Source organism: Streptomyces winkii (assembly GCF_032248595.1).
Taxonomy (GTDB): domain Bacteria; phylum Actinomycetota; class Actinomycetes; order Streptomycetales; family Streptomycetaceae; genus Streptomyces; species Streptomyces winkii.
In genome coordinates this window covers 1-1,067 of sequence record NZ_JASTTH010000017.1, presented here as the reverse complement: position 1 = coordinate 1,067, position 1,067 = coordinate 1, and the positions used below count along the sequence as shown (strand labels likewise).

Annotated in this window: 1 protein-coding gene; it reads right to left on the bottom strand. The window is 65.0% G+C overall.

Features of this window, described 5'->3' with window-relative positions:
• Positions 1–1,067 (bottom strand): transcription termination factor Rho (gene rho / locus QQM67_RS30485; RefSeq protein ID WP_314178651.1); only part of this gene is annotated, 1,067 nt, incomplete at both ends.

The window sequence follows — 1,067 nt, the reverse complement described above, 5'->3', positions numbered from 1 at the left end:
TCGCCCGCCATGAGGATCTCCTCCTTGCGGGTGCCGGAGGCGTCCACATCCACCGCGGGGAAGATCCGCTTCTCCGACAGCTTCCGGTCCAGCTTCAGCTCCATGTTGCCGGTGCCCTTGAACTCCTCGAAGATCACCTCATCCATCCGCGACCCGGTCTCCACCAGCGCCGCGGCCAGAATCGTCAGCGACCCCCCGTCCTCGATGTTCCGCGCCGCACCGAAGAACTTCTTCGGCGGATACAGCGCCGTGGAATCCACACCACCGGACAGAATCCGCCCCGACGCGGGAGCCGAAAGGTTGTAGGCCCGCCCCAGCCGGGTGATGTTGTCCAGCAGCACCACCACATCGTGGCCCAGCTCCACCAGCCGCTTGGCCCGCTCGATCGCCAGCTCCGCGATCGTGGTGTGATCCTCCGCGGGACGGTCGAAGGTCGAGGAGATCACCTCACCCTTCACCGACCGCTGCATATCGGTGACCTCTTCCGGCCGCTCATCGACCAGCACCACCATCAAATGGCACTCCGGATTGTTCACCGTGATCGAGTTCGCGATCGACTGCAGCACCATCGTCTTGCCCGCCTTCGGCGGCGCCACGATCAAACCCCGCTGCCCCTTACCGATCGGCGAGACCAGATCGATGATCCGCGAGGTCAGCTGATTCGGCTCCGTCTCCAGCCGCAGCCGCTCCTGCGGATACAACGGCGTCAGCTTGTTGAACTCCGCCCGCGACCTGCCCCCCTCCGGCGACGTGCCGTTCACCGAATCCAGCCGCACCAGAGCATTGAACTTCTCCCGCCGCTCCCCCTCACGCGGCTGCCGCACCGCACCCGTGACGTGATCACCCTTGCGCAGCCCGTTCTTCCGCACCTGCGCCAACGACACATACACATCATTCGGACCCGGCAGATACCCCGACGTCCGCACAAACGCATAGTTATCGAGAATGTCCAAGATCCCGGCCACCGGAATCAGCACATCATCCTCAGCGACCTGCGGCTCCGCATCCTCACGCCCACCACGACGCCCCCGACGATCCCGATAACGACCCCGACGACCACGCCGGCC